Annotated in this window: 23 protein-coding genes; 15 read left to right on the top strand and 8 right to left on the bottom strand. The window is 38.4% G+C overall.

Features of this window, described 5'->3' with window-relative positions:
• The first annotated feature begins 219 nt into the window (after positions 1–219).
• Complete coding sequence (locus NSQ14_RS18185) at positions 220–537, top strand: DUF3784 domain-containing protein (protein ID WP_346216675.1); 318 nt, start codon at positions 220–222, stop codon at positions 535–537.
• 163 nt (positions 538–700) lie between these two features.
• Here NSQ14_RS18185 and NSQ14_RS18180 read toward each other — a convergent pair whose 3' ends face one another.
• The 3 genes from NSQ14_RS18180 to NSQ14_RS18170 form a co-directional block, all read right to left on the bottom strand.
• Positions 701–1,540 (bottom strand): carbohydrate ABC transporter permease, encoded by an 840-nt coding sequence (locus tag NSQ14_RS18180; protein WP_034773350.1) that lies wholly within the window; start codon positions 1,538–1,540, stop codon positions 701–703.
• Positions 1,540–2,385, bottom strand: a complete 846-nt coding sequence (locus tag NSQ14_RS18175; RefSeq protein WP_343191640.1) for a sugar ABC transporter permease — start codon at positions 2,383–2,385, stop codon at positions 1,540–1,542. Before NSQ14_RS18175 ends, NSQ14_RS18180 begins: the two co-directional genes overlap by 1 nt.
• A gap of 246 nt (positions 2,386–2,631) precedes the next feature.
• A complete protein-coding gene (locus NSQ14_RS18170) occupies positions 2,632–3,984 on the bottom strand; it encodes an ABC transporter substrate-binding protein (protein WP_041845922.1) in 1,353 nt (450 codons plus the stop codon).
• 452 nt (positions 3,985–4,436) lie between these two features.
• Here NSQ14_RS18170 and NSQ14_RS18165 point away from each other — a divergent pair, with 452 nt between their 5' ends.
• From NSQ14_RS18165 to NSQ14_RS18140, 6 genes are all read left to right on the top strand, one after another.
• Complete coding sequence (locus NSQ14_RS18165) at positions 4,437–5,462, top strand: LacI family DNA-binding transcriptional regulator (RefSeq protein ID WP_251241462.1); 1,026 nt, start codon at positions 4,437–4,439, stop codon at positions 5,460–5,462.
• Positions 5,463–5,844: 382 nt separating this feature from the next.
• On the top strand, positions 5,845–7,521 hold the full coding sequence (locus NSQ14_RS18160; RefSeq protein WP_343191638.1) for an alpha-glucosidase: 1,677 nt from the start codon (positions 5,845–5,847) through the stop codon (positions 7,519–7,521).
• A 508-nt stretch (positions 7,522–8,029) separates the two neighbouring features.
• Entirely contained in the window at positions 8,030–8,419 is a 390-nt protein-coding gene (locus tag NSQ14_RS18155; RefSeq protein ID WP_041903612.1) for a MerR family transcriptional regulator, read from the top strand.
• A gap of 1 nt (position 8,420) precedes the next feature.
• The gene (locus NSQ14_RS18150; protein ID WP_346216673.1) at positions 8,421–9,935 is read left to right on the top strand and encodes a long-chain-fatty-acid--CoA ligase; all 1,515 of its coding nucleotides are present in this window, start codon (positions 8,421–8,423) and stop codon (positions 9,933–9,935) included.
• Positions 9,935–11,614, top strand: coding sequence for an acyl-CoA dehydrogenase family protein (locus tag NSQ14_RS18145; protein WP_340500325.1), 1,680 nt, complete (start codon positions 9,935–9,937; stop codon positions 11,612–11,614). Before NSQ14_RS18150 ends, NSQ14_RS18145 begins: the two co-directional genes overlap by 1 nt.
• A 45-nt stretch (positions 11,615–11,659) precedes the next feature.
• Positions 11,660–11,926 (top strand): hypothetical protein, encoded by a 267-nt coding sequence (locus NSQ14_RS18140; protein ID WP_346216671.1) that lies wholly within the window; start codon positions 11,660–11,662, stop codon positions 11,924–11,926.
• Between the two features lie 877 nt (positions 11,927–12,803).
• Here NSQ14_RS18140 and bshB2 read toward each other — a convergent pair.
• The 3 genes from bshB2 to NSQ14_RS18125 form a co-directional block, all read right to left on the bottom strand.
• Positions 12,804–13,475: a bacillithiol biosynthesis deacetylase BshB2 gene (bshB2, locus tag NSQ14_RS18135; protein WP_216406129.1), complete on the bottom strand. Its 672-nt coding sequence runs from the start codon at positions 13,473–13,475 to the stop codon at positions 12,804–12,806.
• Positions 13,476–13,634: 159 nt separating this feature from the next.
• Positions 13,635–13,982 (bottom strand): YojF family protein, encoded by a 348-nt coding sequence (locus tag NSQ14_RS18130; RefSeq protein WP_034773334.1) that lies wholly within the window; start codon positions 13,980–13,982, stop codon positions 13,635–13,637.
• Between the two features lie 457 nt (positions 13,983–14,439).
• Entirely contained in the window at positions 14,440–15,186 is a 747-nt protein-coding gene (locus NSQ14_RS18125) for an AraC family transcriptional regulator (protein ID WP_346216670.1), read from the bottom strand.
• 154 nt (positions 15,187–15,340) lie between these two features.
• On the opposite strand from NSQ14_RS18125, the gene NSQ14_RS18120 reads away from it, so the two are divergent.
• From NSQ14_RS18120 to NSQ14_RS18095, 6 genes are all read left to right on the top strand, one after another.
• Positions 15,341–17,641: a glycoside hydrolase family 65 protein gene (locus NSQ14_RS18120; RefSeq protein WP_346216669.1), complete on the top strand. Its 2,301-nt coding sequence runs from the start codon at positions 15,341–15,343 to the stop codon at positions 17,639–17,641.
• A gap of 54 nt (positions 17,642–17,695) precedes the next feature.
• A complete protein-coding gene (locus tag NSQ14_RS18115; RefSeq protein ID WP_346216668.1) occupies positions 17,696–18,955 on the top strand; it encodes an ABC transporter substrate-binding protein in 1,260 nt (419 codons plus the stop codon).
• Between the two features lie 434 nt (positions 18,956–19,389).
• The gene (locus NSQ14_RS18110; protein ID WP_034773329.1) at positions 19,390–20,265 is read left to right on the top strand and encodes a carbohydrate ABC transporter permease; all 876 of its coding nucleotides are present in this window, start codon (positions 19,390–19,392) and stop codon (positions 20,263–20,265) included.
• Entirely contained in the window at positions 20,265–21,098 is an 834-nt protein-coding gene (locus NSQ14_RS18105) for a carbohydrate ABC transporter permease (protein WP_034773327.1), read from the top strand. Before NSQ14_RS18110 ends, NSQ14_RS18105 begins: the two co-directional genes overlap by 1 nt.
• A 274-nt stretch (positions 21,099–21,372) precedes the next feature.
• A complete protein-coding gene (locus NSQ14_RS18100) occupies positions 21,373–22,050 on the top strand; it encodes a YesL family protein (RefSeq protein ID WP_346216667.1) in 678 nt (225 codons plus the stop codon).
• A 153-nt stretch (positions 22,051–22,203) separates the two neighbouring features.
• Entirely contained in the window at positions 22,204–22,944 is a 741-nt protein-coding gene (locus NSQ14_RS18095; RefSeq protein WP_251249370.1) for a DUF4230 domain-containing protein, read from the top strand.
• A gap of 56 nt (positions 22,945–23,000) precedes the next feature.
• On the opposite strand, the gene speE is transcribed toward NSQ14_RS18095, so the two are convergent.
• On the bottom strand, positions 23,001–23,867 hold the full coding sequence (gene speE, locus NSQ14_RS18090) for a polyamine aminopropyltransferase (protein ID WP_156103286.1): 867 nt from the start codon (positions 23,865–23,867) through the stop codon (positions 23,001–23,003).
• A 188-nt stretch (positions 23,868–24,055) separates the two neighbouring features.
• Here speE and NSQ14_RS18085 point away from each other — a divergent pair, with 188 nt between their 5' ends.
• Positions 24,056–24,343, top strand: a complete 288-nt coding sequence (locus NSQ14_RS18085) for a YwdI family protein (protein ID WP_095142175.1) — start codon at positions 24,056–24,058, stop codon at positions 24,341–24,343.
• A gap of 165 nt (positions 24,344–24,508) precedes the next feature.
• Positions 24,509–24,880 (top strand): DUF423 domain-containing protein, encoded by a 372-nt coding sequence (locus tag NSQ14_RS18080; RefSeq protein WP_034773318.1) that lies wholly within the window; start codon positions 24,509–24,511, stop codon positions 24,878–24,880.
• A gap of 135 nt (positions 24,881–25,015) precedes the next feature.
• Here NSQ14_RS18080 and gerQ read toward each other — a convergent pair whose 3' ends face one another.
• On the bottom strand, positions 25,016–25,537 hold the full coding sequence (gerQ, locus tag NSQ14_RS18075; protein WP_034773316.1) for a spore coat protein GerQ: 522 nt from the start codon (positions 25,535–25,537) through the stop codon (positions 25,016–25,018).
• Positions 25,538–25,733 lie beyond the last annotated feature (196 nt).

The raw sequence follows: 25,733 nt of genomic DNA, 5'->3' as shown, positions 1-25,733 counted from the left end.
TTTAAAGGCTACCTTAATAAGTTTTCATTCTTAAGGGTAAAGAAGACCTATGCTTCAAAGAATAGTGTCCCAAAAAACACCGAAACAAAATAGCACTTAATATTAAATTTTGGTTCATGGTGTATTTTTTGCCAGAAGTCATTTTACAATTAGTGTGACAATTGGTTTAATTTTAAACAACGAAAGAGCAAAAAAGTTTACTCGAAGGAGCTGAACAATATGGCGATGGCGATTGCACATCTAATAATAATGATCCCTTTTTTGATTTTTGCTATCATTCTATCAAGGGGAAAAGGCGGATTTTTGTTTGCTGGTTATAATAACTTGCCCGAAAGTGAAAAAGAACAATATGACGAAGTATCTTTATGTAAATTTATGGGAAAAATGATGTATGGAATTTGTTTAAGCTTTCTTTTATTTGCTTTAAGCAGTCTTTTTGAAATGAAAATTTTATTTAATGTTGGGCTTACTTTATTAATAGCCATTGTTATTTTTGGTACGTGTTTCGTGTATACAGGCGATAGATTTAAAAAATAAAACAGTGAATTTTCACAGGCGGGATCGCCATCTATACAAAATATAGATATTTTTCCACTCCTTAGTAAAATGAAACTTCAAACATAGAGATTTTTAAAAAATAAAAATAAACCGGAATAAAGACTGTTCCATCGTTTATTCCGGTTTATATGATGTGAAACTATTATCCTTTTACCGAGCCGGCCGTAATACTTTTTATAACATGTTTTTGACAAGCTAAGTAGAAGATGATGACCGGCACAATGGATAATACAAGTAATGCCATCAGTGAGCCGTAATCGGTGTTGCCGTAAGAGCCTTGCAAATATTGAATAGAAATCGGAATCGTTTTGTAATTCGTTCCAAGTAATAGATATGGAAGTAAGTAGTCATTCCAAATCCACATGGCATTCAAAATCGCCACTGTTACTGCGGTTGGTTTTAGCATTGGCAGAACGATTAAGAAAAATGTCCGGATTGGACCGCAACCGTCAATAATCGCTGCTTCTTCAATTTCAAGCGGGATGGCCTTAACAAATCCGGTGAACATGAATACCGAAAGACCGGCGCCGAATCCGAGATAAACGATAATAATCCCGACCGGGTTATCTAAATGCAAACGATTGGCAAACCAAGTTAACGTAAACATCACCATTTGGAACGGGACAATCATCGAAAAGACGAACATATAATATAAGAAGTTTGTAAATTTATTTTTTACGCGAACAATATACCAAGCTGTCATCGCTGTACAGAGGACGATAACTGCCACTGAAAATACGGTAATAAATAATGATAGTCCAAAACTGTTCCAGAAATTAACCGTATCAATTCCGCGAATATAGTTTTCCAACCCGACAAAGGTCTTTGAATTCGGAAAGGAAAATACGTCTTCACTAATAAAAAGTTTCCCTTTAAAAGAGTTAATAAAAATCAAAAAAATTGGTGCTAAAAAGGCTAGAGCAAGGATGAATAAAACAATGGTAATAACAAGACTATTGGTTCTTTTCTTTGTTGCATTCATCAGTTTTCGACCTCCTTGCGTCTAGTTAATACAACTTGGGTAATCGCAATGATTCCGACAATAAAGAAGAAAATAACCGCCTTCGCTTGACCAACACCTTCCCAGCCCATCCTACTGTAAAATGTTTTGTAAATATCCAAGGCAACCATTGTTGTGGATTCGCCCGGTGCCCCGTTCGTTAAGGCTAAGTTTTGATCAAATAGTTTAAAGGAGTTCGTCAAAGTAAGGAATAAACAGATTGTTGCTGAAGGCATAACAAGAGGCAATGTTACTTTCCTTAAAATTTGGAATCTGCTTGCTCCGTCAATTTTTGCCGCTTCAATGAGCTCCATCGGTACATTTTGAATGCCGGCAATATAAATAATCATCATATAGCCGATTAATTGCCAGTTCATCATGATGACCAGGCCCCAGAAACCGTATTTGGCATCATAAGTAATTGTCAAATCAAAATTATAAAGGAATGAGTTAATAATGGATAACCAAATATATCCGAGTACAATCCCGCCGATTAAGTTCGGCATAAAAAATACCGTTCGAAAAAGGTTTGTTCCCTTAAGGGTACCGGTTAACAGCACGGCCAGTATCAAAGCAATAACATTAATGGTAATAACGGACACAACCGTAAATTTTACGGTGAACCATAAAGATTGTAAAAAGGTAGTGTCATTGGCAAATGCCGTTATATAGTTTTTTAAACCAATCCATTCCGCATCTGTTACCGTATTAAATTTGGTAAAAGATAAATAAAGCCCCAAGATAAACGGTATTACAAAAGAGATGACAAATGCGACAATGGTCGGTAATGCAAAGATCGGGAAATATTTCTTTAATGATTTATTCATAATCTTTCACCACACTCTTCTAAAAGGATAAATCCCAAAATTGGTAAACACGAAATTTGTAAAATCCGACGCCACTGAAATAGATTTACTAACACAATGTATAATATGCTAAAACCTGAAAATACATCTAAATACGATGTTTAGCAAGAATATTTCGCACTTTTTCCGGTAACTGCGTAAAATCCTTGTAAAATGGTCTTCCCGGTTCAATTGCCCGGAAAGACCTATATGAATGTGAGGGGGATTTTATTGTTTTAATGACATTTCTGATTCCCACGATTTCTTAAATGTTTTTACCACGTCTTCCCATTTTGCTTGGTCTTGTGCGTAAAGCAATAACGAGTTCCCAACTTCATTTTTGAAATTTTCGCTTGGGAATGTTGTAAATACCCAATCAACAGGTGTTGTTTCCTTGTTTCCCATATCGGCAATAACAGCTTGTGCCAATGGATCGGTTGGAATTTCATTTTCACCAAATGTGTTGAATGTCGGGATAAAGCCAAATTTGTTTACCACATAGTCTTTTCCTTTTTCAGAGTTGAACATCCAGTCAATAAATTTCTTGGAAGCTTCAATATCTTTCTTGGAAGCTTTTGCATTAATCGCTAAGTAGTTTTCCGTACCGATGGCAAGACCTTGATGTTCTTCACCTTCAACTCCGGTATATATTGGAAGGAACCCGATATCTTCAGCTTTTACAACGTTACCGTCAACATCCGCAATTTGATTCCAAGCCCAGTTGCCGTTTTGTACCATGGCGGTTTTTCCGAGTGCAAATTCAGCCATGGAGTCGTCAGTTGTTTTACTACCAAGTAAAGTCGGTTTTACTGCTGAGTTGTTTAAGTACAAGTCAAAGATATTTTTAAAATTATTCCCATAAGTAAAATCAATTTTATCTAAAGAGTTTGCTTTTTTATCCTTGTATTCATAGTATATTGGTAAGTTAGCTAAATGAGTGGTCCATCTCCATTGTTCGCCGGATGCCAAAGATGTAGAAGAAAAGACCCCTTCAATCCCTAATTCGTCTTTTAATTTTGTCATATCTTCAACAACGGCTTTTAACGCATCAAAGTTTTTAATTTCATCCATTGATGTGTATTCAGTTGATTTGTTAGCAGATGAAAAGTATTTATTCATAATCGATTTGTTATAGATAATTCCATAGCCTTCAACAGCAATCGGAACACCATAAACGCCGCCATCGTCTCCTTTAATAGCCATATCTTTATCTAACAACCAGCTATAAATATCGGAATCTGATAAATCTAATGTATAATCTTTCCAGTTCGAATAACCAATAGGTCCGTTAATAAAGAAAATGGTTGGAGCTTCAGATTTTGAGATTTCAGCTTTCAATGTGGATTCATATGTACCGCCTGCAGCTGTAGTCATCGTAACTTTAATGCCGGTTTCTTTTGTGAAATCTTTTGCCATTTGTTTAATTTGATCAGCAATTTCCGGCTTGAAATTTAAATAGTATACAGAGCCTTTATCATCCTTACCACCGGAAGCTTTTTCATCAGAACCGCCTGAACATCCTGCAAGAACTCCGATAGAAAGTACAATTGAGAATAACACCATGAACCATTTCTTGTTCATTAAATAAGACCTCCCTTTGTAAATGTGAAACCATTTGCCGAAAACCCGTGTCATATACAACACAAGCTTAAATTCTTATAAACGTGTACCAGATGATAGAGTAACCCGCGTCAAAGGGCAAACGTTTTCATAGGTTAAATATAGCACAGATAAAAATATTGGTCAAGAAATTCACTTGTCTAAAATAGTCAAATGTGGAGTTTTATGTAGAAATATTAGGAATCGGGTCTCCTTTATTGCGATTGATTTGTACAATGATAAATGGTAATATGAGAATACATTGTGCAAACGTTATCCCTATATGAAAGTAAATATTTGCTCACATCAGGAAACTTGTAAAAATTTTGCAAAGCGGAAGAAAATTTTTTACGCTACTTAACCCAGTCCAAATTAGTAAATATAATAAGATAAGAAATATTCATTTCGGAAATGAGAAGGTCGGTGGAAAATACGTGGCGGTAACGATAAAAGATGTAGCAAAAAAGGCAAATGTCTCTATTTCAACGGTATCAAGAGTATTGTCAGATAGTCCGAAAATCAGTGAAAAAACAAAGAAGCATGTGAGGAAGGTCATTGAAGAACTCGGATATCACGCAAATTTGAATGCCAGATCTTTGGTCCAACAAACAACCAAAACCATTGGAGTGATTATGAAACATTCTGCTAGTGAAGCGGTTCACACAACGTTCATTCCGGAAGTACTTCGAGGAATCAGTTATGTATGCAACAAATATGAATACAGTATTCGGCTTTCTACAGGGGAGTCTGAGGAAGATTTATTCCAAGATGTCTTAAGAATGGTGAATGGAAAACAAGTGGATGGCGTCTTAGTCTTATATTCAAAAAAAGATGACCCGGTTGTCGATTATTTAATTCAAAGTCAAATTCCTTTTGTCATATTAGGTAAGCCGACAAAAGATGTCAATAAAATTGCTTATGTTGATAATGATAATATCCACGCCGCAATGGATGCGACACAATACTTAATCAAACTTGGTCATAAGCGAATTGCTTTTATAGGGGACGATAAAAAATATGAAGTAACGAATGCGAGATTGGCCGGGTTTCAACAATCTTTACTGGCAAACCAGTTAGAAATTTGCGATGAGTATATCAAAAATATTAATTACAACTATGATGAAGGCGTGCAAGTGATTCATGAACTAATGTCTTTACCTGTGCCTCCTACAGCAATGGTTCTTACGGATGATTTAAATGCATTAATTGTATTGTCCGCCTTATCTAAAATCGGCTTAAAAGTGCCGGAAGATGTAAGTGTTATTTGTTTTAATAATTCAACCATATCAAGAGTCTCAAACCCTAGATTAACTTCAGTGGATATACAAATTTTTCAATTAGGATATGAAGCAGCTAAAACGGTCATTGAGCAAATTAATGAACCGAATGCGCTGAAGAAAAGTTTAATTATTCCAACGAAGATTGTTGAAAGGGATTCTTGTAAAAAAATGATTCCATGAACATTGGCAAATTTACCGAAAAATGAAAGGGTACCATTTGAATCGTTTGTATCCGTTTTTGTATAGCCAACAGAAGTTAGACCTCTTGCCGCAAAGATTCTACGTTTAAAAAGGTGATAGGTGGGGACGGGCTGTTCGTAATGGTTCGACTGGCTAACCATCAGAGGGCATGACCCCCTCTGATGGAAGTTTCGCTTTATCCCGCACAAACGGTCACGAAATCTTCCTCCAATGGCAAGGTAAATCAAAGATAAAAAGGAGGAAGATAAGTACCCGTAAGTGCTCGATTGGTTCAACTAACCATCAGTGGGGATGAACCCCCTGATGGAAGTTTCACTTTATTAAGAATTTTGATATACGTCAAAGAAGGAGACGAAATTATATGAAGAAAAAGTGGTGGAAAGAAAGCGTTGTCTATCAAATATATCCACGCAGTTTTAAAGACAGTAACGGCGATGGGATAGGGGATTTACAAGGTGTTGTTGAAAAGCTTGATTATTTGAAAAGACTAGGAATCGATGTAATCTGGCTCTGTCCTATCTATAAATCGCCAAATGATGATAACGGCTATGATATATCCGATTACCAAGATATATTGAATGAATTCGGTACAATGGAGGATTTTGAAAAATTATTAGATGAAGCCCATAAACAAGGGATCAAAGTAATTATGGACCTTGTCATTAACCATACAAGCGATGAACATCCATGGTTTATTGAATCCCGTTCCTCCCGTGAAAATCCGAAGCGGGATTGGTACATTTGGCGTGATGGAAAAGATGGAAAGGAACCGAACAACTGGAAATCGATTTTTGAAGGGTCCACTTGGGAATATGATGAAAAGACTGGTCAATATTATTTTCATCTCTTCTCAAAAAAACAGCCTGATTTAAATTGGGAAAATAAAGAAGTCCGTGATACTTTAAAAGAGATGGTATGCTGGTGGCTTGACAAAGGTATTGACGGCTTTCGGATTGACGCAATTTCTCATATTAAAAAACAGCCCGGATTCCCTGATATGCCCAATCCGGATCATTTAGATTATGTGGATGCAATGGATTATACCCGAAACGTGGAAGGAATCGATGAGTGGTTAAGCGATTTTTCTAAAGATACGTTTAAAAAATATGATATTATGACAGTCGGTGAGGCAAACGGTGTTACGATTGAAGATGCGGACCGCTGGGTTGGCGAAGAAAACGGGTATATGAATATGATTTTTCAATTTGAACATTTAAGTCTCTGGGATAAAGAGGTAAAGAAGCCGCTAGATGTGGTAGCTTTGAAAAAAATCTTAAGTAAATGGCAAAAAGGCTTGGAAAATATAGGCTGGAATGCATTATTTTTAGAAAATCATGATCAACCCCGCAGTGTTTCCAATATTGGGAATGACCGCTTGTATTGGAAGGAAAGTGCGAAAATGCTCGGTGCCCTCTATTTCCTTATGCAGGGGACGCCTTTTATTTATCAAGGACAAGAAATTGGTATGACGAATGTCAAGTTTGCGAACATTGAAGATTATGATGATATTAGTATGCGGAATTTTTACAAGGCAGAACGTGCAAAAGGTCGTCCCCATGAAGAAATAATGGAAGTGGTGTGGAATCGGTCACGCGACAATTCGAGGACACCTATGCAATGGAACGCTGGACCGATGGCCGGATTTACAACGGCTGGGAAATCGTGGCTCGGTTTAAATGAAAACTATGTTTATATCAATGTCGAGCAACAAGAAAACGATCCGGATTCGATTTTGAACTTTTATAAGCAAATGATTCGCATTAGAAAAGAAAATGAATTGTTTATGTATGGGACATATGATTTACTGTATCCGGAAGACCCGAAATTGTTTGTATACACCCGGACATTGGGAGAAAAACAAGCAATAATTATTTGTAATTTCAGTGAGGAAAAAACGGTATTTACATGTCCGGCCGAATTGAGAGATAAAGAGTCTACACTATTATTGAAAAACTACCCTGAAGCAGAAAGCGAGTTGTCGGATGAAATTCTATTAAACCCGTATGAAACACGTGTGTATGAACTTAAAATCGTATGAGACGGTTTGTAGGTGTGGTACTTAAACCAGTAAGGAGCGGGTGTGTATCTATTAAACCCGTATGAATCGAGCAGGTAATATGATTCACGTAAATCCGTGGGGGCGGTTCCCATGGATTTTTTTAATATCATCGGGCCGGGTTCCTGTCAGGTTTTTACTAGAATTTTGAAGTGGCTTGTGATTCCCGGTGCCATGCTGTTATTTTTAATCTGCTGAAATCATGAGTTGTACTGCCGGAACTTTTGACTTTACTGTTGAAGCAGTTCTTCCCTTTCACAGTCGTAGCCCAAGCTTTTCTTATACGTTAAGAATGTATAAATTTCCAGCAAAGAAGCGAATTCGACGTAGTGGGAAATTTTAAGAATTAAGTATAAGCGCAACTACGGCTCTGCCGTGGCCTGAAGGCTTGGCAGTCGCCGAGTTTTCTTTATTAAAAAATATTGACATTAACGTTAACGTAAACTATATTATGAATAAGGAAAAAGTATTCGGAAAGTTGTGATGTATTATGGCAGACCATTACACAATTTCAAATTTAGCTGAGGAATTTGATATTAGTACGCGGACGATTCGTTATTATGAAGAAATTGGTTTAATTCACCCAAAAAGGACAGATGGCGGGCAGAGAGTTTATTCAAGAAGGGATCGGGCGCGTCTTCGGTTAATTTTGCGCGGAAAACGATTTGGTTTTTCGCTGGAAGAAATTCATGAGATGATTACGCTTTTTGACGAGGACCGAACCGGGGAAAAACAACTGGAAGCAACAATACAATACGGTAAGAAAAAGATTAAGGAGGTGGAGGAAAAAATTCAGGATATGATGGGGTTAAAAAGTCAAATGGAAGAGTTATTGAACGATTTTCAAAACCGATTACATAAAATCAAAGGGGAGGAATAGCATGAATATTTCAGAATTATTGGCTCGCAATGCCAGAAAGTTTCCAAACAAGGTCGGCTTCATTTCCGAACCGGACCGACTAACTTACAAGGAGGTTGATGAAAAGGTTACCCGGCTCGCCCACGCATTAAAAACATACGGTATAATGCCGGGAGATAAAGTCATTTTATTTTCTCCAAATACAATAGAATTTGTCTATAGTTATTTTGCTGTACAACGACTGGGGGCAATCATTGTACCGATCAACGCAAAACTGTCTACAGGAGAATTGAAATATATCATCGAACATAGTGAGGCAAAAGCATTTATCGGGCATCACCTGCTTTGGACCCAAGTTGCTCCGCTCACGAATGACTATCTTGTCACTTGGATTTCAACTGCGGATGGAGTGGATGGAGTAGAGAATATTTATGATTTAATTGAAAACGGTTCCACTAATTCGTTTGATTGTCAACTGAAAGAAGATGATTTGTCTACGATTCTCTATACATCCGGTACAACCGGTCAGCCAAAAGGTGTTTTATTTTCCAATCGCAACATTTTAACGGTTGCAACGATGATGTGTATTGAAACCGGAATAAATAATGAATCCCGGCTTTTGCACATGATGCCGCTCAGTCATTCTGCGCCGTTGCACTTATTTTTTGTAGCAGGTACTTATGTCGGCGCTACGCATGTTTTGGCACCTACCTTTACGCCGGACTTACTGTTGAAACTTGTTTCCAGTGAAAAAATTACGCATTTCTTCGGAGCACCTATTGCTTATTTGGCAACTGCAAATCAACCTGATATTGATGATTATGATTTATCAAGTGTCAAACGTTGGGTGTATGGAGCAGCCCCGTTATCCGCAACAGAAGTTCAACTGATTCAAAAAAAGTTTAAAACCAATCAATTAATGTGTGTATACGGATTAACGGAAGCGGGTCCGAACGGTACGTATTTAAGTCCGGAAGACCATGCGCATAAGGCCGGCAGTGTGGGGAAAAGGGCTGCACTTAATTGTGAAATTCGCATTGTTGATGAAAACGGGGAAGATGTTAAGCCGGGTGAAATTGGTGAGATCTTGTTACGTGGTGAAGGGAATATGGTTGGTTATTACAAAAATGAAAAAGCAACAAAGGAAACATTGAAAGACGGCTGGATTTATACAGGAGATATGGCCAAATTTGATGAAGATGGGTATATCTGGATTGTTGACCGGAAAAAGGACATGATTATTTCCGGCGGTGTCAATATTTACCCGGCAGAAATTGAAAACATATTGAAAACCCATCCGGATATTGTTGATGTGGCCATTATCGGTGTTCCTCATCCGGAGTGGGGCGAGACGGTCAAAGCCTTCATAGTTGCGAATAAACCAATTCAGAATTTGGATACCGTTTGTAAAGAATTTTTAAAAGACAAAGTTGCTGGTTTCAAAATCCCGCGTTTATATGAACAAATTGATGAACTGCCGCGAAATGCCACAGGAAAAATTTTAAAACAACCATTGCGTGAAGGAGTGAAACGGTAATGCGTGAATTTTTTATACAAGAACAGGTTTTGTTACGAATTTTAAAGAAAAAATTGAACCCGGCTTTGTATGAATATGCTGTTCGTGAGCTGGAGAAATTTTATGATAAATGTTACCGGGAATTTGATATACGTGCGGTTCATACCGATCGGGAGGGGCAGCCGAAACTAATAAAATATAATAAATTTGGGGAAGAAGTTTCCGAGATTTGGGTGAATGAAGGTTATAAAAAAACGGTAGCAGACACTTATAATACGGGGATTGTCGGGTATGTTCATAAGGAAATACCTGAGCTGGGCCAAAAAGGAAATTATCTGTATAGTTATGCCCAAGGTTATTTGTTATCTCAAGTGGAGCCGGGGTTTTATTGTCCGGTAACATTGACGATGGCGGTTGCTTATTTGATCGATCATTATGCAGACGATGAACTGAAGGCGCGCTTCTTGCCCCATGTGTTATCAACGGGTGAGGTAGAATTGTATGAAGGGGCTACCTTTTTGACCGAGCGGCAGGGCGGATCCGATGTGGGTGCTAATGAGGTGAGGGCAATTCGAGAAAGCGACCATTTCCGAATTTACGGGGAGAAATATTTTGCCTCCAATGCCGGTCAATGTGGTGTAGCGGCGGTATTGGCCAGGATTGATGGGAACGGTCCGGGTACCAAAGGATTGAGCTTGTTTTTAGTTCCGTGGCGAAAAGAGGATGGTTCGCTAAATCATATTCAAGTTAGGAGATTAAAAGATAAATTGGGTGTCCGGGCGGTACCATCTGCGGAAATTGAGTTTGACGGGGCAAAAGCTTATCTTGTTGGTGATGAGAAAAAAGGGTTCTATTATATGATGGAAGCATTAAATTTATCGCGTGTTTGTAATGCAATTGCCTCGCTAGGCATTATGAAGCGGGCTTTGAAAGAGTCGGTGGAATATGCCGATTGGCGCTCGGCTTTTGGAAATCCTATCATTCAATATCCGATGGTGCAAGAAACATTGGCAACATTACAAGCCCGCTATGAAGTCGAGCTGTCTGCATTGTTTGAAGCAATTGAGTTGTTTGATTATGTTATGCAAAACCCGGAGATGGCAACCGAGGAACAAATCGCCTTGAATCGTTTGTATATTGCCTTGTTAAAAGCAAGGACTGCAGACGAAGCAATTGCTTTTACCCATACCGCCATCGAAACTCACGGCGGAAACGGGTATATTGAAGATTTTGTCACGCCGAGGCTTTTGCGCGATGCCCAGGTATTGACCGTCTGGGAAGGTACCGCCAATATTCTCGGGCTTGAAGTCCTCCGTTTAATAAAGAAATATCGGGTGGATAATATTTTCTTGAAACAGATCGGGGGAAAATTAGAGAAGCTGTCTTTTGAAAATGGCAGGTTGGCAATCATTCAGGAACGATTGACAAAATTAAAGCGAATGTTGGTTGTCCTTGCTACGGCGGATGAACCTGTTCTAACTTATCATGCAAAAAGGTTAGCCAGTGAAATGACCGATTTGCTGCTTACCGTCCATGCTATTGAACGAGTGGAAAATGACCGGGATGAGGTAATTGCGAAAATTTTTATTGACCATATTTACGTTGATCACGGGCTGGATCAGGAAATGTTACCGCACAAGCATTTTTTTGAGATTGTTCGTGAGGTGAAGGAAATTTTGTATAAGGTAAACAATCATTGAGAATGAGCATGGGGTGAATCACTTAAAACGAACCAAGAGGGAGTTTTGGATAAAATTGGGGAGGAAATGTCCGAGCAGCGGTCTATTTTGGCGACAAAGTCTGTTCTCGCCGTCATTTTGAGCCGGGAAACTCCTTTTTTTGACGACGAAACCCGTTCTCGTCACCTTTTTGAAGTGAAAAATGCCCGATTTTGGCGACGAGCCCCTTTCTCGTCGCTATTTTTGGGTGGGAATTACTCAATTTTGACGACGAGCCTCGTTCTCGTCGCTATTTTAAGGCAAGAAACGCATAATTTTAGCGACGAAACCTAATCTCGTCACCATTTTGAGGCGAAAAATGCTCGTTTTTGGCGTCGAGGCTTGTTCTCGTCACCGTTTTTGGTCGAAAACCTCTCAATTTGGCGACGAAACTTAATCTCGTCACCGTTTTGAAGTGAAAAATGCCCGATTTTGGCGACGAGAATCAATCTCGTCACCATTTTGCGGTAAAAAATACCCGATTTTGGCGACGAGAATCAATCTCGTCACCATTTTGCGGTAAAAAATGCCCAATTTTGGCGACGAAACCTAATCTCGTCACCTTTTTGAAGTGAAAAATGCCCGATTTTGGCGACGAGCCCCGATCTCGTCACCATTTTGAGGTAAAAAATGCCCGATTTTGGCGACGAGAATCAATCTCGTCACCATTTTGCGGTAAAGAATGCCCGATTTTGGCGACGAGCCCCTTTCTCGTCGCTATTTTGAGGTAAAAAATGTCCGATTTTGGCGACGAGAATCAATCTCGTCACCTTTTTTGGGCGAAAAACATCCTATTTTGGCGACGAAACCTATTCTCGTCACCATTTTCCAGTGAAAAACGCACTATTTTGACGACGAGACCCTTTCTCGTCACCGTTTTGAAGTAAAAAATGCCCGATTTTGACGACGAGACCCTTTCTCGTCACCATTTTTGGGTGAAAAACATCCTATTTTGGCGACGAGCCTCGATCTCGTCACCTTTTTTGGGCGAAAAACATCCTATTTTGGCGACGAAACCCATTCTCTTCGTCATTTTGAAGTAAAAAATGCCTAATTTTGGTGACGAGACCCGATCTCGTCACCATCTTGGGCCGAGAAAAGCACAACTTTGCCGGCGAGCCTGGTTTACTTCTCACTGCCAGACAAATTCAAAAGAAATCTGTTAAAAATTTCAATCATTCCACTTATAATTCCAAAACCGTTCATATTGCAACCATTTTAAAGCATCCGGGTCTTTTGCTTCCAATCTTTTTGCCATATTATCGTAAAAGAAAGCTGTTTGAGTTTTGTGTGCTTGGATAGCGCCCAGTTTTTCCTTAGCTGCTTGCGAGACATCATGGATAATATCCGGTTTGCCTAACTCTTCCTCACAATTATTGGAAAAAGCGACACAGTAAAGTTTCGGGCGTTCCTCTTTCGCAATGCGGCTCACAGCACGAACGACGGCCCGACCGGTTGCCTCATGATCCGGATGAACCGAATAACCCGGATAAAAAGTTATGATTAAGCTTGGTTTTAATTCGTCAATCATTTCGGAAATCAGGTCAGCCAGTTTTTCCTCATCTTCAAATTCAACGGTTTTATCACGCAAACCAAGCATTCGGAGATCTTTTACACCCATTGCTTTTGCCGAGTTTTGTAATTCGGTTTTCCTAATTTTTGGCAATGATTCCCTGGTGGCAAAGGGAGGGTTTCCAAGGTTTCGCCCCATTTCACCCAGCGTTAAACAAGCATACGTTACCGGTGTCCCTTGCTTGACAAAAGAAGCAATTGTACCTGATACGCCAAATGCTTCATCGTCCGGATGAGGGAATACGACTAGGACATGTCTTTCATTTTCAATCATCGATCATTCTCCTTTCAAGAAGTTAGAGCAGGTTAGCGTTCCCCTTCAAAAAGTCAAAACCTTTCTTTCAAAAATTTAATGCTCTTTTTTTAAAAAATCAAAATCCTTCTTTCAATAAGTTTGTACGCCTGTTTCAAAAATTTAGCGCAACATTTTTTACTCAAAAGGTGTCCGGCTAATTTCAAACGCAATCGCTAATTTTCCGGTATGGTCAAGTCCTGCCATCAACAGCCGACCTTGTTCATCTAATTCATAATGGGTCAGACCTTCCCCGTAAATCCAGCCAAGTTCCATTTTCAAACCAACTCGGAACGGCCCGTCACCAGTAATATTCCCCCGCTCATAACGAATTCGTGCATTTCGGATAAACGCACTTGCATTGAAAAAGGATGGATCATTATGGGTGGCATAAGCGCCATTTGTCGTTTCTATATGGATATAAACATCTTCATTCAAAAATTGATCGATAAGTTTTTGTACTTCCGATTTTTCAATGGCTTGCATTCCGATAAACCTCCTATAAGAACCACTATAATATATTTATTTTACAAAAAGAAGTGAAAAAAAGCATGATACATGTTTCATAGAGTCAAGTGCCGATAATGCATTTCTATAAAAATGCTCAATGATGTGCAAACGAAAACATGCGTCTGCAGTAGCAGGGCGTTTTCCCACTTTATTTAATCGCCGGCGGAGCTCATATTTTCAACAAGTTATATGACTTGTTCTTCCTATCTTATTCGCTTAACGCCAAGCCCTTAAATGTCGAATCGTCTGTCAAGTCAAAACCCGTTACAGTTGCATCGGTCAAATCAATAGGCAGCCGATACGAGTCGGTTATCAAGTAAAAACACTTGCTCTCTATTAGAATTCCCGGTAGATTTCGGATCGATAGTCAGTTGCACCTATCATGTCAACGGGTTGCCGATGTCGGATAGCCAGTCAAGTCAAAACCCTTTAATTACGATTCATTTTGATGATTAAGCTCACGAAAGTTTTTTGGGGTGACACCGGTATATTTTTTAAATAAGGCGGTGTAATAACTTTGATTGCAAAAACGAAAAAGGTTTGAAATATCAGAGATTGATAGTTCGGAATGCAACAGGAAGTATTTGGATTCCTCAATTTTCTTTTGATTAATATAATTGCTAACTGTTGTCCCGGTCTCCTTCTTAAAAATATTAGAAAGGTAGCTTGGATGAATATATAAATCCTTTGCAATTTTTTCTAAAGAAAGCTCATGAAGAATATGTTCATGAATATACGAAATTGTTTGCATAACAATATTGGTGTACTTTGGTAATTGTTCATTTTTTAATTCCCGAATAAAAGTATAGATCATATTTATTTCAAACTCTTCAAGCTTAGCAGGATCATCCATACTCTCGATTTCTTGAATGAGGACATCACTTAAATTGTAGGCACTTTCCGGATGAAGCCCGCCCTGGATGGCAGCTCGTGTAAAAATCGTACAAGAACCAATTAAAGAATTTTTTAACGATCGGAGGGTGTTATTCGCCAATTTTGCGCGTTTTTGTTTGTTAATTTCCTTTAATGTACTGATGGCTTCCTTCTCATTTCCCAACTTAATCGCAGTAATTAGTTTTTGTTCAAGTTGATAGGAGGGATGTAAGTATTCGTTTTTTTGGTTTTCAATTCTTGCTTTGTAATATTGTTTGACAATTTTCTTTTGTAGAGAGGCATCCATCATACCACCTAATTTCCTAAAAATATTAACAAAATCCTAAAAAACTTAATATAATTGTAAACGATTTCACACTAGAATACAAATAGAATCACAGAAAATGTAACAGATTGAAGTATATAAATTCTTAACAAAAATGAACATCGGAGTGTTTTGCATGACTTGGACAATAAAGAGTCAATCAATTAATCCCGAACGGTTAATAGTTGAAGAAAGTTTATTTTCATTAGCCAATGGATATTTAGGCGTCAGGGGAAATTTTGAAGAAGGTTATCGGGAAACGGACCCTACGATCAAAGGAACTTATATCAATGCTTTCTATGATATTACTGAGATTCCTTACGGGGAAAAACTGTATGGCTTTCCCTCATCCCAGCAAAAAATTGTCAATGTGATCGATGCCGGGCAAGTGAATATTTTGTTAGGTACAGATGAAGAACCTTTCAATCTGTTTACCGGTGAAGTAAAGGCATATGAACGAAAGCTGCAACTTGACAAAGGCTATACGGAACGTTTGATTCATTGGTGCTCGCCCAAAGGAAAAGAGCTGAAATCATATTTTCGTAGATTTGTCTCCTTCGAGAAGAAAGAGCTGTTTTCTATACAAATAAAAATTGAACCGATTAATTTTTTCGGGAAGGTAAAAATAGTCTCTACTGTCAATGGGGATGTCAAAAATTATGTCAATGAAAATGATCCGCGTGTAGGGTCCGGGCATGGAAAATTACTGACTACAATCGAATCGAAAATGGTTGGAGAGTATGCGGTTGTTGTCAATCAAACAACAAATTCCGGGTTACAAACAGCCTGTATTACATCTTATCAATATGTTGAGGGAACACGAACGGATCAGGTGAGGGACCAATCCGTTGAAACAACGATTGAATTTTTCCTTGACAAACCAAGAACAGTGGAAAAACGAAATATTTATGTTGACACACGCAGACATGGTGAAAATCTTAGCGAAAAGGGCATAGATCTTCAAAATCAATTAAAGACCGTAACTTTTGAAGAATTACTTAGCGAACAAATTGATTATGTACAAAAATTTTGGAACCATGCCGATATCGTTATTCATGGGGATGATAAAGTCCAGGAAGGAATCCGCTTTAATCTTTATCATCTGCTTCAGTCGGCCGGGCGAGATCCGCTTTCAAATATTGCCGCGAAAGGTTTGTCCGGAGAAGGGTATGAAGGTCATTATTTCTGGGATACAGAAATTTATATGCTTCCCGTCTTTATTATGACCAAACCGGAAATTGCCAAGCAGTTGCTCTTGTATCGTTATTCCATTTTGGATCATGCGAGAAAGCGTGCAAAAGAAATGGGTCATCGAAAAGGCGCTTTATTTCCGTGGCGGACGATTGCCGGTGGAGAATGTTCATCCTATTTTCCCGCCGGAACTGCCCAATACCATATAAGTGCCGATATCGCCTACGGATTTGTGCAATATTACTTAGCGACAAAGGATGAAGCGTTCTTTCGTTCGTACGCTGCCGAATTGTTATTTGAAACAGCCAGACTTTGGTTGGAAGTCGGTCATTTTACCGGGGGGCAGTTTAAAATCGATGCGGTTACCGGTCCGGATGAATATACGGCCATTGTCAATAACAATTACTATACGAATGTGATGGCTAAGTACAATTTGAAATGGGCGGTAAAGGCATTTAAAAAGCTGGAAAAAGATGCGCCGGAGTTACTGGCAGAACTAAAAGAAAAAATTCAGTTAGAGAACGATGAGCCGGACATGTGGCAAGAAGCGGCAAAAAAAATGTTTTTACCTTATGATGAGCAATTAAAAATCAATCCGCAAGACGACACGTTTTTACAAAAGGCGGTTTGGGATTTTGAACATACACCAAAGGATCATTATCCGTTACTGCTGCATTATCATCCGTTAACTTTATATCGGTATCAAGTATGCAAACAGGCGGATACGGTTTTAGCCCATTTTCTTTTAGAAGATGAAGTAACCGAAGAAACAATGACAAATTCATATTTTTACTATGAAGGAATCACGACCCATGATTCTTCGCTTTCATCTTGTATCTTTAGCATTATGGGAGCGAAAATAGGTGACATTGAAAAAGCCTATCAATACTTTATTGAAACGGCCCGACTTGATTTGGACAACACCCATGGAAACACAAAAGATGGTCTTCATCTGGCGAATATGGGCGGTACGTGGTTAGCCATCGTATTTGGCTTTGCAGGTCTTAGAATAAAAGAAGATGGTCTTCATTTTAACCCGGCTTTACCCAGTAAGTGGGAAGGATACGAATGTTCACTCCAATATTGTGGAAGGGCGATTCATTTGAAAGTTGAAAAAGAGCGTATCGTCATTGAAATCAGCGGAAATCCATTAAAAGTTTCTGTTTACAGTAAAACATTTCAGGTAAGTGAACAATCAAGTTTAATCGTTCCAATGATGAAGAAAGAAAGTGGAGTCAGGTTATAACCATTTCATAATGGTTTTAATAAATAAACTGATAAAAAAGAGGGGGAACCAATAATGAAATTCAGAAAGAAATCTTGGCTTGCCTTTTTGTTAATGGTTGTTATATCGCTGGTCTTAACAGCTTGTGGTGGTGGAAACAATGATAAAGCAAAGAAAGATGATTCAGGGGATGATGGCGGAGGGAAAAAGATCACCATTTTCCAAAGTAAAGTAGAAATTTCAGATCAACTGGAAGCACTTGCGAAAGAATATGAAAAAGAAACCGGTGTAAAAGTGGAAATTTGGGGAACGACCGGTGATGATTATTTCCAACAATTACAAATTAAATTGAACAGCGACCAAGGCCCGTCAATTTTTACTTTGGAAGGTCTCAGACAGGCGCAAAAACTAAAATCATATGTGGCTGATTTAAGTGATGCTGAGTTTGTACCAAATATTGCACCGAAAATGGAATTGAAGATGGATGATAAAGTTGTTGGTCTTCCATATGGCGTTGAAGGGTTTGGAATTGTGTACAATAAAGATTTAGTGAAACCTGAGGATGTAAAAGATTACGATTCCTTTGTAAGTACTTTACAAAATTTGAAAAAACAAGGAATTAATCCATTCGGGCTGTCACAAGAAGCATATTTCTTAATTGGGCATATGAGTAACTATCCATTCTCACTTCAAGAAGATAATTATGCTTTTATTGATAAAATGGAAGCCGGCGATGTTACAATGGCTGAAACACCTGAGTTTAAAGAATTCGGTAAATTTATGGAAGCAATTCGTGAATATTCCAATAGTCCATTGGATGTAACATATGATGAAGAAATAGGTGATTTTGCAAGCGGTAAAACGGCTATGATTCATCAAGGAAACTGGGCAGCAACTATGCTTGCTGATTATGATTTGGATTTTGAAGTTGGGATGATGCCGTTCCCGTTAGCCGGAAATGATAAATTAGCGGTTGGTGTCGGTGCTTATTGGGCTGTAAATGGAACGAAGGATGATGCAGAAGTACAGGCAGCTGTCGACTTCTTAAATTGGATGGTCTCCAGCGAAACAGGTCAAAAATATATTGTTGAAGAATTTGGTTTTGTTCCGGCCATGACCAATATTGAAGCTAACAATCTTGATCCGTTATCGCAAGCGGTGTTGGAAGCTTCCAATAGCGGTGAAACAATTCCGTGGTCACATAGCTATTATCCGCCAAACTTGATCGTTAATGATTTCACACCGGCGACACAACAATTTTTCTTAAATAAAGATATAACCGGGGATCAGTTTATTAAGAGTTTGGATAATGCGTTCCAAAATGCAATTAAATAAGTGCAGTAATGAATAAATACTTTGGGACTCGCCGATTTCATTTGATCGGCGCGTCCGACTTTTTTATACGTTAAGAAAGTATAAATTTCCAGCAAAGAAGCGAATTCGACGTAGTGGGAAATTTTAAGAATTAAGTATAAGTGCAACTACGGCTATGCCATCGCCTAAAGGCTAGGCAGTCGCCGAGTTTTCTTTATGAATGGTAATGGTGTTCAAATAGAATGGATGAGCTAGCAATTGCTACTTGTTCAACGCGTTCAACTTTTCAATAAATTGAATGATCTACCCAATATGCAACTTATCCAATGCGTCCAAATTTATAATGATAATATATAAATAAGACGGATGAGCTACCGAACAGGCTACTCGTCCAAAATATCCAAATTTTTAAATGATAATGATGTTCAAATAAGTATGGAAGAGGGGAATAGATTGTGTCAAAAACAAAAAACCGATTTTGGTTTGCATTATTTACCTTTCCCACAATCTTTATTTTTACCATTGTTGTGATTATTCCCTTTATTAGTGGTATCTATTATGCCTTTTTCGATTGGGATGGCATTGCTGCAAATGCAAAAGAATTTGTCGGTTTTGATAACTTTCTTAAACTAATGGAAGATGAACGGTTTCGTCACTCAGCGTGGGTGACAATAAAGTTTACCTTTTTAGCACTTATTTCAGTTAATGTTCTTGGATTAACGTTTGCTTTAATTGTTACGTCAACTTTACGAACAGCGAAATCGGCCCGAACGATGGTTTTTATGCCGAATTTAATCGGCGGATTAATTTTAGGTTACATTTGGAGCTTTATTTTCTCCGATGCTTTTTCTATTATTGGCAAAGTAACCGGGTTCGAATCTGTCTTTTACAATTGGCTGATGAGTCCGGATTATGCTTTATACGCAATTGTCCTTGTATTTACTTGGCAAATGGCCGGATATATGATGATTGTCTATATAGCAGGGATTGAAAATATTCCGTATGAATTAATGGAGGCTGCAAAAATTGACGGGGCTAACTATTGGCAACGGTTAAGGAAAATTGTGCTGCCACTGCTCATGCCTTCCATCACGATCTGTCTGTTCCTGACTTTATCCTTTGCGTTTAAAATTTATGATGTCAACCTTTCTTTAACAGGTGGAGGTCCGATCAATTCTACAGAAATGTTTGCTCTGAATATTTATAATGAAATTTTCGGTTACAGTAATTACGGATACGGGCAAGCAAAGGCAATCGTCTTCTTCTTAATTGTCGCAGTTATTTCATTAACACAAGTATATTTTACAAAAAAACGGGAGGTAGAAATGTAATGAAAAAAAGCAAAGTCATTAAAGAAATACTGCTTTTAATTGTGGCGATTTTCTACCTTTCTCCTATCTATATCATGCTCGTCAATTCGTTTAAAAACCGGCAGGAATTATATGAGAATGTCTTGGCTTTGCCGAAAGATTTCTCATTCCAATATTATATAGCGGCGATTGAAAAAATGAATTTTTTAAATGCCTTTGGAAATTCACTATTTATTACTGTCGTTTCTGTTATTTTTATCGTCATTTTATCGTCGATGACTGCATGGATGTTGGCAAGAACGAATAATCGAATAAGCAAAATTATTTTTATGACTTTTATTGCAACGATGCTTATTCCTTTCCAAACCATCATGATGCCGCTAATGCAGGAAATGAACTGGATTATGAAAACTACCGGAATTCCGATGTTAAATACCCGCGGCGGTCTGATTTTTATGAATATCGGTTTTAATACAAGTATGGCCGTTTTTCTTTATCACGGATTTATTAAATCGATCCCGCTTTCATTGGAAGAGGCGGCAATGATAGACGGAGCTTCAAAATTCGGTATTTTTTGGCGGATCATTTTCCCGATGTTGAAACCAATTACCGTGACAGTTATGATTTTAAATGTTATTAGTATTTGGAATGACTATTTGCTGCCCTCCTTAGTGTTGACACAAAAAGAGTTAAGAACGATTCCGTTGTCCACCTTCTATTTCTTTGGCGAATTCACGATCCAATGGAACCAGGCAATGGCCGGACTTGTATTGACAATTATACCGGTTGTCGTCTTCTATGTATTTGCCCAAAAATATATAATTAAAGGGATAGCAGAAGGAGCGGTCAAGTAGGGTGAGGCAATCTGCGTTTTTCGTTCGGAAGGATATATCGATCTTAATTGACTAAATAATCAGGATCAAATAGAGTGAGGCAATCTGCGTTTTCGTTTGGTGCGAATAGACCGGTTTAAATTATCGGGATTAAGTAGAGTGAGACAATGGCGTTTTCAGGTTGGTGCGATATACACTGTCCCCATTGACTATATGGTCGAGGTCAAGTAAAGTGTGGTAACAGGCACTTTTCAGATCGATAATAAATTGTCATAAAGAAGGCAGTGATGATAATATGGCTCGTTTTTGGGAAACTTTCAATGAAGCTGTCGAATGGTTTATTAAGATGACCATAACAAATATTTATTGGTTTATTTTAAATCTGCCATTCGCATTTGTTATTTTTACTATGATATTTAGCCCAGTGAAAATTGGGCTTTTGTATTATCTTCTTTGTTTCTTTATTCTCGTCCCTCTACTGTTTTTCCCCGGCACAACAGCTTTGTTTGCCGTTGCCCGTGACTGGGTTTTGAAAAGGGAAACAGCGTCTCATGCAACGGCATTTTTTAAATATTTTAAGGATAATTATAAAAAAAGTGTTATCTCCGGTTTGATCTTTATGATTTTGTGGGTAATTATTGTTGGCGATGTTTACTATTTACAAAGTGTTGGTAATGCAGTATTTTCCATGATTTTTCTTATATTCGGTGCAGGGTTGCTTGTTTATACGATACAATTCATTTCACTGTCTGTGCATTTTGAAATGGATGTAAAAACATTATTAAAAAATGCCTTTTATTTCACCTTTGGAAAACCGATCTATTCTTTACTTATTTTTTTCATAACGACCTTTCTTATTTATGTGAGTATAGCAAAGTTATGGTTTTTGCTTCCTTTTTTCACCGGTTCCATCATTGCTTACTTGTCATTTTTTATTTTTTATCGGATGTATTTACGAATCAAGCATGAATAACTGCGACCGGTTGCAATGGGCAATGTTGTGTAAATAGTTTTCAAGAATAGTGAAGTAAAAACAATCTATAATACTGGTGGAATCTGTAAATAGTATTGTTCAGGTAATTTTGCTAAACTAGATATATCTAAATGGAAACGGTGGGGAAGATTGATGGCTCATCAGGAAGATACAGAAACCTTGGAAGAGATAAAGAAAATGATAAATGAATTAAAACAGACAAAAGCAGAAATCGGTGCAACGGCAGCAGTCCGGCAACACACGGTCCATCGACGACTGTTTTCAAATATAAAAAGCCGAATGATCATGTTCTCCCTCCTTCTTCTCCTACTTTTGACCGTCTTTCTTGGCATTCGTTCGATATTTGTGAGAGAGGGAGAGACTCAAAAGGTTGCCGGTTTTGTTGAGCAAATTCAAGATTTGTCCACGCTTGCGACATCGAAAGCTTATATGAAGGCAGTTGTTGAACAAGAAGATAATCAACTTTTTGGTCAAAAAATTGACGCAAATCTTCCGGGTACGAAGCGGAAAATTTTAATCATTATTCCCGGTGAAGTAATTGCGGGTGTTGATTTGTCAAAGGTAACGAAAAGTGATTTAGAGATAAATGAAGATCATAAAACGATTCACCTTATTTTACCGAAAGCGGAAATTATTCAGAAACCGACGCTTTATTTTGATCAAGCACAAATTTTTTCATCGGAAGGCTTGTTTCGGAGTGAGGCTTCCATTGATGAAGGATATGCCTTTGCTGAATTGGCCCAAGACCAAATTGTAGCGGAGGCAACTGAACAGGGATTGCTGACTTCCGCTGAAGAACAAGCGACAAAAGTAATTGAAACATTCATGAACCGGATGGGATATAAAGTAACAATAGAATATAAGGATAATTGAAGTAGGGAACGGACGAACAAGAACAAAGATGGTTCGTCCGTTGTTTTTATCAGCTATTAATGATTTGGCACTAGCCTTTTCAGAAACTCCGGCAAGGTAAAGCAGCTTTCGAAAACGCCTTGATTAAAATAGTTTGTATCTACATTTTTAAAATGGACACGACCAGGTTCAATCGGATTGCCTTTTGTACCGATCGTGAAACTCCACATGCCGCCGGGATAAGTAGGGACAATGGCGGTATAGGTTTTTGTGTCAGTGAATAATTTTTCAAAATGGGTTCGTGTTTGTTTGACAATTGCTTGTTGGAAAATGGGTGACTGGCTTTGACAAACAAGAATACCATCTTTCTTTAGAGCCTTATGTAAATTTTGATAAAAGTCGTATTCAAATAATGCCTCGGCAGGACCGACCGGATCGGAGGAGTCCACGATTATCACATCATATGCATCCTCTTTTTCCTGTACGAAGGCAAGTCCATCGGTAAAAATAAAATTCACCCGCGGATCATGTAAATTTCCGGAAACCTCTTGTAAATGCTCCTTGCACGCTTTCACAACCAGTTCATCAATTTCCACCATATCGATTTGTGTGAGACTTGGGTATTTCGTTGCTTCTCGTGCCGCCCCGCAATCACCGCCACCGATGATCAGCACATTTTTCGGATTGGGGTGCAGTTGGAGCGGAACATGGGTAATCATTTCGTTATAAATATAGCCATCCATCGCTGTAGTTTGAACGACCCCATCCAAGACAAGCATTCGACCGAAATCATCCGACTCGACAATCATGACATGTTGAATCGGAGACTGTTCTGAAAAAATAACTTTTTTTAACCGGTAGCTGATTTGTAAATGTTCCCGGTCGTCCTCTGTAAGCCACAAGACCTCGTCTTTTTCTTCAATCCAAGAAGGATAATTAGCCATTTGCACAAACTCCTTTATCGTCTTTTTCTACCATTTAGTTTATCAAAAAAGAGTCTTCTATTCTAAAATAAACTGGCAATTGTCAAATTGTGGAATTGTTAACAGTCTTCCATTAGCTTATTCTATTCATTTTTTGTAAAATAAGAATAGCTCAAGTGTATGAAAAATGAGTTAGAAAAGGTGATGACATGCAAATATCCTATCAAGTTTTATTGAACAAGATGGGGGAAAAGGTGAATGAAGCAAAAAGGGAAACATCAGATACCAAAATTCGTGAACATATACAAGCAATTAAAACATTATGTGAAGTGATGCTGGAGGAATCAAGTTCAGTTGGTAGTGAGCAAGCATACTCCAGACCTGTTCAGCCGATTTCTGTTTCTACACCCAAAGCCGTGACAGTGACGAACACGTTGATGGAAAAGAAACTGGAAACAGATGACGGGGCAAACGGCGACTCTTTATTTGATTTTTAAGTAATTGCATTGGATAAAGGGGCTTGGCAATTTTTTAGAATGGGCAAAAAGCAACTTGAGGATTTTTAAAAGTTGAAGGAAAGGGACTTGGAGTGCTTTGGCGATTTTCATAGATGTTTCCGTAAAAGTATTTCAAAATTTATAGAAAGGAAAGCGGTGAAATAAATGAATCTATTTTTATTTTTAGGTGCGTTAAATGGGTTTTTATCGGTTGCACTGGGGGCGTTTGGTGCCCATATATTAGAAGGAAAACTGAGTGATCACTATTTATCAACATGGCAAACCGGCGTTCAATATCAAATGTTTCATGCGCTTGCTTTATTGGCGGTAGGTCTGTTAATGTCAAAATTCCCGGCAAGTTCACTTATATCCTGGTCAGGTTGGCTGTTTTTTGCCGGAATTGTGCTGTTTTCGGGAAGTTTATATATTTTAAGTCTTACCGGTGTGAAGGTTCTTGGGGCAATTACACCAATCGGTGGCGTATCTTTCCTGATCGCCTGGATATTGCTTATGGTGGCGGCAAGTAAATTATTTTAATAGGAACTTGTTTGTCTTATATAACGTACAAAAAATACAGATGTGAAGCCAACTTCAAGTATGAAACTGTAAAAGTCAAGAAAAAGAGACTGCTATTTGAAACGAAGGGCAGTCTCACTTTATCCGGTTAGCTGATCATCTCGGCTGATAAGTAGTAACTCCTTGTTGAAATCCTGTGCCGGGGAAAGGATAATCGTACTGAATTTCTTCTTCAAAAACAGCATAATTAAAGTAAACCATTGGCAGTAAATAACGATAACCGGTTTCAGGATCGCTTAAGATAAGGTGATCTCGTCCGGCTGCTTCAACAATACCGCGGAATACTTTTGAATTCCACTCTTGGCTTCCTTCAAAGGCCATATACACGGTTACAAGCTTTCCTTTATTTAGCCGCAGTATGTTTTCAATATAGGATTGTTCAATTGGCAACATTCCCGGAACTTGAACACCGGTCGTGGCAATGCCGGGTGTTTGTACCGCTGTACCCGCAGGCATTTGCGGAAAGGTAGGCATTTGTGGATAGCCAGGTATATATGCGCCAGCTTGTTGCCCGGTTTGTACGGGTTGCCCGTATTGAAAACCTCCTGCTGCTTGTTGATACGGATTCGTTTGCCGATAATATTGATATCCTGTAAAATTTCCTGAATTCGCACTCATGGTAAATCCTCCTCATGAAAAATTTCAAGCGTATATAATTTTTAATGGACACTTGATTTGTCATTCCGGCTAACTTTATAAACTAGGAAAAACGGTGTATATTTTTTTATAAACACTTGATTTCCGCCGGGTCTGCATAATGTCTTTTACTAGAATCAGGGGTGGTCGTAATTTTTCTAAGTGAAAAGACAGTATT

Origin of the sequence: Caldifermentibacillus hisashii (assembly GCF_039654145.1) — a bacterium.
Taxonomy (GTDB): Bacteria; Bacillota; Bacilli; order Bacillales; family Caldibacillaceae; genus Caldifermentibacillus; species Caldifermentibacillus hisashii.
Note: the sequence above shows the minus strand (reverse complement) of the source record. Positions and strands in the feature narration are given on the sequence as shown.